This window comes from Pseudomonas sp. EMN2, from assembly GCF_009650555.1.
Lineage (GTDB): Bacteria > Pseudomonadota > Gammaproteobacteria > Pseudomonadales > Pseudomonadaceae > Aquipseudomonas > Aquipseudomonas sichuanensis.
In genome coordinates this window covers 47,820-54,312 of the sequence record NZ_VZZR01000049.1, presented here as the reverse complement: position 1 = coordinate 54,312, position 6,493 = coordinate 47,820, and the positions used below count along the sequence as shown (strand labels likewise).

The window sequence follows — 6,493 nt, the reverse complement described above, 5'->3', positions numbered from 1 at the left end:
GGGCAAGCCCGCTCCCACGCCCCTACCCGGAAACCGCTCCATGACCTGGCAACCCCACATCACCGTAGCCACCATCGTCGAGCACGAAGGCAAGTTCCTCTTCGTCGAAGAATTCAAAGCCAACCAGCACGTCTTCAACCAGCCCGCCGGTCACCTCGAAGCCAACGAGACCCTACCCCAGGCCGCCCTGCGCGAAACCCTCGAAGAAACCGCCTGGGAGGTCGAGCTCACCGGCGTGGTCGGCATCTACCTCTATACCGCACCCAGCAACGGCGTCACCTACCAGCGCATCTGCTTCGCCGCCCGCCCCGTGCGCCACCACCAGGGCCTGGCCCTGGACAGCGATATCGTCCGCGCCGTCTGGCTAACCCGCGACGAACTGCTGGCCGACCCTACGCGCTGGCGCAGTGAGCTGGTGCCGCGTTGCCTGGACGACTACCTGAAAGGCCCGTTGCACAGCCTCGAGCTGCTGCGCGACTGACGCCGCGCCGCGGGTTTGATAGAATCCGCGCTTTTCCCCCTGATACACATCGGTAGCCATGACCAGCCCAGCACTCAAAGACCCCGCCAAGACCCGCGTCATCGTCGGCATGTCCGGCGGCGTGGACTCTTCCGTTTCCGCCCTCCTGCTCATCGAACAGGGCTACCAGGTGGAAGGTCTGTTCATGAAGAACTGGGAAGAGGACGACGGCACCGAATACTGCACCGCCCGCGAAGACCTGGCCGACGCCCAGGCCGTGTGCGACCGCATCGGCATCAAGCTGCATACCGCCAACTTCGCCGCCGAGTACTGGGACCATGTGTTCGAGCACTTCCTCGAAGAATACAAGGCCGGCCGCACGCCCAACCCGGACATCCTCTGCAACCGCGAAATCAAGTTCAAGGCGTTCCTCGACTACGCCCTGTCGCTGGGCGCCGACCTGATCGCCACCGGCCACTACGTGCGCCGCCGCGACACCGGCGCGATCACCGAACTGCTCAAGGGCCTGGACCCGAACAAGGACCAGAGCTACTTCCTGCATGCCGTCGGCGGCAAGGAAATCGCCCGCACGCTGTTCCCGGTCGGCGAACTCGAAAAACCCGAAGTGCGTGCCATTGCCGAGAAACACGGCCTGGCCACGGCCAAGAAGAAGGACTCCACCGGCATCTGCTTTATCGGCGAGCGCCGCTTCAGCGACTTCCTCAAGCAGTACCTGCCGGCCCAGCCCGGCGAGATCCAGACCACCGACGGTGAAGTGATCGGCCGCCACCACGGCCTGATGTACCACACCATCGGCCAGCGCCAGGGCCTGGGCATCGGCGGCCTCAAGGATGCCGGCGACGAGCCGTGGTACGTGCTGCACAAGGACCTGGCCCGCAATGTACTGGTGGTCGGCCAGGGCAACGAGCACCCGTGGTTGTTCTCCCGCGCCCTGCTGGCCTCGGAAATCTTCTGGGTCAACCCCGTCGACCTGAGCAGCCCGCGCCGCCTCACCGCCAAGGTGCGCTACCGCCAGGGCGACCAGCACTGCACCCTCGAACAGACCGAAAACGGCTACCGCGCCGTGTTCGACGAGCCGCAACGCGCCGTCACCCCCGGCCAGTCGGTGGTGTTCTACGACGGTGAGGTGTGCCTGGGCGGCGGCGTGATCGAAATTGCCGAGCCGTGGAGCCCGCGCGCATGAGCAACCTGCAGGAGCAATTGATCGCCCTGGGCGGCGTGTTCCAGGCCGCCGTGCTGGTGGACCGCATCGCCCGCACCGGCCAGGCCAGCGAAGCCACGCTGGGCTGCATGCTCGGCAGCCTGCTGGTGCGCGACCCCAAGGACACCCTGGAAGTGTTCGGCGGCGACGACCTCAACCTGCGCGACGGCTACCGCGCGCTGGTCGGTGCCCTGGAGCGCGACCCCAGCAGCCTGCAGCGCGAACCGCTGCGCTACGCGCTGTCCATGCTCGGCCTGGAACGCCAACTGGCCAAGCGTGGCGACCTGCTCGACACCATCGGCAACCGCCTGCCGCAGATCCAGTCCCAGGCCGAGCATTTCGGCCTGGTTCACGATAACGTCATCGCTTCCAGTGGAGCCTTGTACCAGGACACCCTGAGCACCCTGCGCCAGCGCATCCAGGTGCACGGCGACATGCGCTTCCTGCAGCAAGCCAACAACGCCTCGAAGATTCGCGCCCTGCTGCTGGCCGGTATCCGCGCCGCGCGCCTGTGGCGCCAGCTGGGCGGGCACCGCTGGCAGTTGGTGTTCAGCCGCCGCAAATTGCTCAACGAGCTGTACGGCATGATGCGCACCAACGATTGAAGTAAACCGTGGGAGCGGGCTTGCCCCGCGATGCCGGACGCTTCGCCGCCATCGCGGGGCAAGTCGCAGCGGCGCACCGCCGCTCCCACAGGAATACCACACGCTTCGAAACGGCCCGACCTTTGGTCAGCCACCCGACCCCGGCGCATTTTTCATGTATGATATGCGCCCCCCAAAAGCCTGACTGTCCGAGAACACCCCATGCAGCTCTCTTCGCTCACTGCGGTTTCCCCTGTAGACGGCCGTTACGCCGGCAAAACCCAGGCCTTGCGCCCCATCTTCAGCGAATTCGGCCTGATCCGTTTCCGCGCCCTGGTCGAAGTGCGCTGGCTCCAGCGCCTGGCCGCCCACCCGCAAATCGGCGAAGTGCCGGCGTTCTCCGCCGAAGCCAACGCCGTGCTGGACAGCCTGGCCACCGATTTCAAACTCGAGCACGCCGAACGCGTCAAGGAAATCGAGCGCACCACCAACCACGACGTCAAGGCCATCGAGTACCTGCTCAAGGAGCAGGCCGCTCAACTGCCTGAACTGGCCAAGGTCAGCGAGTTCATCCACTTCGCCTGCACCAGCGAGGACATCAACAACCTGTCCCACGCCCTGATGCTGCGCGCTGGCCGTGACGAAGTGCTGCTGCCACTGATGCGTCAGATCGCCGAAGCGATCCGCACCCTGGCTCACACCCACGCCGCCGTGCCGATGCTGTCGCGCACCCACGGCCAGCCGGCTTCGCCGACCACCCTGGGCAAAGAGCTGGCCAACGTCGTCTACCGCCTGGAGCGCCAGATCGCCCAGGTAGCCGCCGTGCCGCTGCTGGGCAAGATCAACGGTGCCGTGGGCAACTACAACGCCCACCTGTCGGCCTACTCGCAGATCGACTGGGAGCAGAACGCCCGCGCCTTCATCGAAGACGAGCTGGGCCTGGTGTTCAACCCCTACACCACCCAGATCGAACCGCACGACTACATCGCCGAGCTGTTCGACGCCATCGCCCGCTTCAACACCATCCTCATCGACTTCGACCGTGACGTCTGGGGCTACATCTCGCTGGGCTACTTCAAGCAGAAGACCGTCGCCGGTGAAATCGGCTCCTCGACCATGCCGCACAAGGTCAACCCGATCGACTTCGAAAACTCCGAAGGCAACCTGGGTATCGCCAACGCACTGTTCCAGCACCTGGCCAGCAAGCTGCCGATCTCGCGCTGGCAGCGTGACCTGACCGACTCCACCGTGCTGCGCAACCTGGGCGTGGGCTTCGCCCACAGCGTCATCGCCTACGAGGCCAGCCTCAAGGGCATCGGCAAGCTGGAAGTCAACGAAGCCCGCATCGCCGCCGACCTGGACGCCTGCTGGGAAGTGTTGGCCGAGCCGATCCAGACCGTGATGCGCCGCTTCAACATCGAGAACCCCTACGAGAAGCTCAAAGAGCTGACCCGTGGCAAGGGCATCACCCCTGAAGCGCTGCTGACCTTCATCGACGGCCTGGACATGCCGGCCGACGCCAAGGCCGAGCTCAAGCTGCTCACGCCTGCGACCTACATCGGCAACGCCGTGGCCCAGGCCAAACGCGTCTAAGCTGACCGTCGCGTTCAACGCCCGGCCTGGCCGGGCGTTTTTATTCCCGTACAAAAATTACGTTTTATCAATAGGTTGAACATGAATTCTGATACTCCACTGCAACTGCTGGGCGGCCTTACGGCCCGTGAATTCCTGCGCGACTACTGGCAGAAGAAGCCGCTGCTGGTGCGTCAGGCCTTCCCCGACTTCATCAGCCCCATCGACGCCGACGAACTGGCCGGCCTGGCCCTGGAAGAAGAAGTCGAGTCGCGCCTGGTGCTCGAGCACGGCGAGCGCCCGTGGGAGCTGCGCCGCGGCCCGTTCGCCGAAGACGCCTTCAGCGACCTGCCCGAGCGCGACTGGACCCTGCTGGTCCAGGCCGTGGACCAGTTCGTGCCGGAAGTGGCCGAGCTGCTGGAAAACTTCCGCTTCCTGCCCAGCTGGCGTATCGATGACGTGATGATCAGCTACGCCGCCCCCGGTGGCAGCGTCGGCCCGCATTTCGACAACTACGACGTGTTCCTGCTGCAAGGCGACGGCAAGCGCAACTGGAAAGTCGGCCAGATGTGCAACAGCGACAGCCCGCTGATCGACCACGCCGACCTGCGCATCCTCGCCGACTTCGAACAGAGCGACGAGTGGACCCTGGAGCCCGGCGACATGCTCTACCTGCCACCGCGCCTGGCCCACTACGGCGTCGCCGAAGACGAATGCCTGACCTACTCGGTGGGCTTCCGCGCGCCGAGCGCCGCCGAAGTGCTGACCCACTTCACCGACTTCCTCGGCCAGTTCCTGCCCGAAGAAGAGCGCTACAGCGACGCCGACGCCCAGCCGGTCAGCGACCCGCACGAGATCCAGCACGATGCCCTCGACCGCCTCAAGGCGCTGATCGACAAGCACATGTCCGACAAGGACCTGCTGCTGACCTGGTTCGGCCAGTTCATGACCGAGCCGCGCTACCCCGAGCAGGTTGCCGGTGAAGAACTGAGCGAGCAGGATCTGGTCAACTACCTCGAACAGGGCGCCGTGCTGATCCGCAACCCAAGCGCACGCATGGCCTGGTCCGAGCTCAATGACGACCTGATGCTGTTCGCCAGCGGGCGCAGCTGCCCACTGCCGGCCAAACTGCGCGAACTGCTCAAGCTGGTGTGCGCCGCCGATGCCCTGCACATCGACAACCTTGCCCAGTGGCTGCAGGACGAAGACGGCCTGATGCTGATCCAGCAACTGGTCATGCAAGGCAGCCTGGGGTTCGCCGATGAATAAGATCAGCGTTCGCCTGGCCGACTGGCACAAAGACAACGCCGACATCCACCGCATCCGCAGCGCCGTGTTCGTCGCCGAACAGCATGTGCCGCCAGAGCTCGAGTTCGACGCCGAAGACCCGACGGCCGTGCATTTCCTGGCCATGGAAGGCGACTACCCGATCGGCACCGCCCGCCTGCTGCCCGACGGCACCATCGGCCGGGTGTCGGTGCTCAAGGACTGGCGCGGCCTGCACGTGGGCGATGCGCTGATGCATGCGGTCATCACCGAGGCGCAGAACCGCGACCTCAAGCAGCAGATGCTCAGCGCCCAGGTGCACGCCACTCCGTTCTATGAGCGCCTGGGGTTCCGCGTGGTCAGCGAGGAGTTCCTCGAGGCCGGCATCCCGCACGTCGACATGGTGCGTGACTCGCGCGAACTGGTCTGACTGAGCCCCCGCGCCCCCTGTGGGAGCGGGTTTACCCGCGAAGTGGACACCGCGGACTCTGGCACCCGCTTCGCTGGTGTTCGCGGGTAAACCCGCTCCCACAGGCCCCATGATCAGCGCTGTACCTGTAGGAGCTGGCTTTGCCGGCAAACGGATCACCACGTATACCTTTACTCTCACGCCTTGTTGCGAAATGGCCTACAGTGAAATACTGTATGCGCATACAGCACAACAAGGAACACCCCGTGGCCAGCACCCCCGCAGCAACGCCAAGCAGTTATGAACAACTGGGTCAGCGCATCCAGAAGATCATCAACAGCCCGATCGCCCAGCGCAGCCGCGCCGCCTTGATCTTCCGCCTCGAACAGGAAACGCCCGAAGACTGGGACACCCTGCTCGCAGAAATCGCCGAGAACGACAACGTCACCCTCGCCCACCGCGATGACGGCGGCGTGCAGATCTTCTGGACAGTACCGCAGGAAGACTGACCGGCCAGCCTGTGGCCGACAGCGCTCAGCCCAGCGTTTGCAGGTAGGCGCTGGCTTGCTGGTAGCGGGCCAGGCGGGCGAGATCCGCCGGGCCCGGGCGGGCGATGCGCGACAGGTCGCTGTTGTCGGCCAGGTCGGCCAGCTTCACTTCACGGGCCAACGGGTCGACGCCCAGGCGGATGACGAAGGCTTCGTAGCTTTCGCCTTCACGCCGGCTCAGGGCCAGCAGCGCGGCAAGTATCTTCAGCGGGAAGCCCTCGCGGGCAAGGTCGGAGAGGGTGAACGGGGTGTCTTCCAGCACATCGTGCAGCACCGCGACGATCCGCTGCTCGGGCGTGGTCACCCGCGCCATCACCCGCAGCGGGTGGAGGATATAGGCCGCCCCACCCTTGTCGTACTGCCCTTCATGTGCCCTGGTGGCCAGCGCGATGGCACGTTCCAGCGTTGCCATGTGGCTCTCCTGCTCAGCGT

At 65.2% G+C, this 6,493-nt stretch carries 8 protein-coding genes; 7 read left to right on the top strand and 1 reads right to left on the bottom strand.

Annotated features, from left to right (window positions below; translation table 11 throughout):
• The first annotated feature begins 40 nt into the window (after positions 1–40).
• The 7 genes from F6X61_RS15670 to F6X61_RS15640 all read left to right on the top strand — a co-directional run bounded on the left by F6X61_RS15670 (position 41) and on the right by F6X61_RS15640 (position 6,022).
• Positions 41–481: an NUDIX hydrolase gene (locus F6X61_RS15670; protein ID WP_153787391.1), complete on the top strand. Its 441-nt coding sequence runs from the start codon at positions 41–43 to the stop codon at positions 479–481.
• 58 nt (positions 482–539) lie between these two features.
• Entirely contained in the window at positions 540–1,664 is a 1,125-nt protein-coding gene (gene mnmA / locus F6X61_RS15665) for a tRNA 2-thiouridine(34) synthase MnmA (protein WP_153787390.1), read from the top strand.
• A complete protein-coding gene (gene hflD / locus F6X61_RS15660; protein WP_110993193.1) occupies positions 1,661–2,287 on the top strand; it encodes a high frequency lysogenization protein HflD in 627 nt (208 codons plus the stop codon). The genes mnmA and hflD overlap by 4 nt, the downstream gene beginning before the upstream one ends.
• A 201-nt stretch (positions 2,288–2,488) precedes the next feature.
• On the top strand, positions 2,489–3,859 hold the full coding sequence (gene purB, locus F6X61_RS15655) for an adenylosuccinate lyase (protein WP_125859280.1): 1,371 nt from the start codon (positions 2,489–2,491) through the stop codon (positions 3,857–3,859).
• 81 nt (positions 3,860–3,940) lie between these two features.
• A complete protein-coding gene (locus tag F6X61_RS15650; protein ID WP_110993191.1) occupies positions 3,941–5,107 on the top strand; it encodes a cupin domain-containing protein in 1,167 nt (388 codons plus the stop codon).
• Positions 5,100–5,534 carry a GNAT family N-acetyltransferase gene (locus F6X61_RS15645; RefSeq protein WP_153787389.1) on the top strand — a complete coding sequence of 145 codons (435 nt, stop codon included), beginning with the start codon at positions 5,100–5,102 and terminating at the stop codon, positions 5,532–5,534. Before F6X61_RS15650 ends, F6X61_RS15645 begins: the two co-directional genes overlap by 8 nt.
• A 245-nt stretch (positions 5,535–5,779) precedes the next feature.
• A complete protein-coding gene (locus tag F6X61_RS15640) occupies positions 5,780–6,022 on the top strand; it encodes a DUF1654 domain-containing protein (RefSeq protein ID WP_153787388.1) in 243 nt (80 codons plus the stop codon).
• A 25-nt stretch (positions 6,023–6,047) separates the two neighbouring features.
• Here F6X61_RS15640 and F6X61_RS15635 read toward each other — a convergent pair whose 3' ends face one another.
• On the bottom strand, positions 6,048–6,473 hold the full coding sequence (locus tag F6X61_RS15635; RefSeq protein WP_153787387.1) for a GTP pyrophosphokinase: 426 nt from the start codon (positions 6,471–6,473) through the stop codon (positions 6,048–6,050).
• Positions 6,474–6,493: the final 20 nt, after the last annotated feature.

Excerpts from the sequence above, each read along its gene's own strand:
- purB (WP_125859280.1), top strand. The coding sequence starts at position 2,489 with ATGCAGCTCTCTTCGCTCACTGCGGTTTCCCCTGTAGACGGCCGTTAC.
- F6X61_RS15670 (WP_153787391.1), top strand. The coding sequence starts at position 41 with ATGACCTGGCAACCCCACATCACCGTAGCCACCATCGTCGAGCACGAA.
- F6X61_RS15650 (WP_110993191.1), top strand. The coding sequence starts at position 3,941 with ATGAATTCTGATACTCCACTGCAACTGCTGGGCGGCCTTACGGCCCGT.
- F6X61_RS15635 (WP_153787387.1), bottom strand. The coding sequence starts at position 6,473 with ATGGCAACGCTGGAACGTGCCATCGCGCTGGCCACCAGGGCACATGAA.
- F6X61_RS15645 (WP_153787389.1), top strand. The coding sequence starts at position 5,100 with ATGAATAAGATCAGCGTTCGCCTGGCCGACTGGCACAAAGACAACGCC.
- hflD (WP_110993193.1), top strand. The coding sequence starts at position 1,661 with ATGAGCAACCTGCAGGAGCAATTGATCGCCCTGGGCGGCGTGTTCCAG.
- mnmA (WP_153787390.1), top strand. The coding sequence starts at position 540 with ATGACCAGCCCAGCACTCAAAGACCCCGCCAAGACCCGCGTCATCGTC.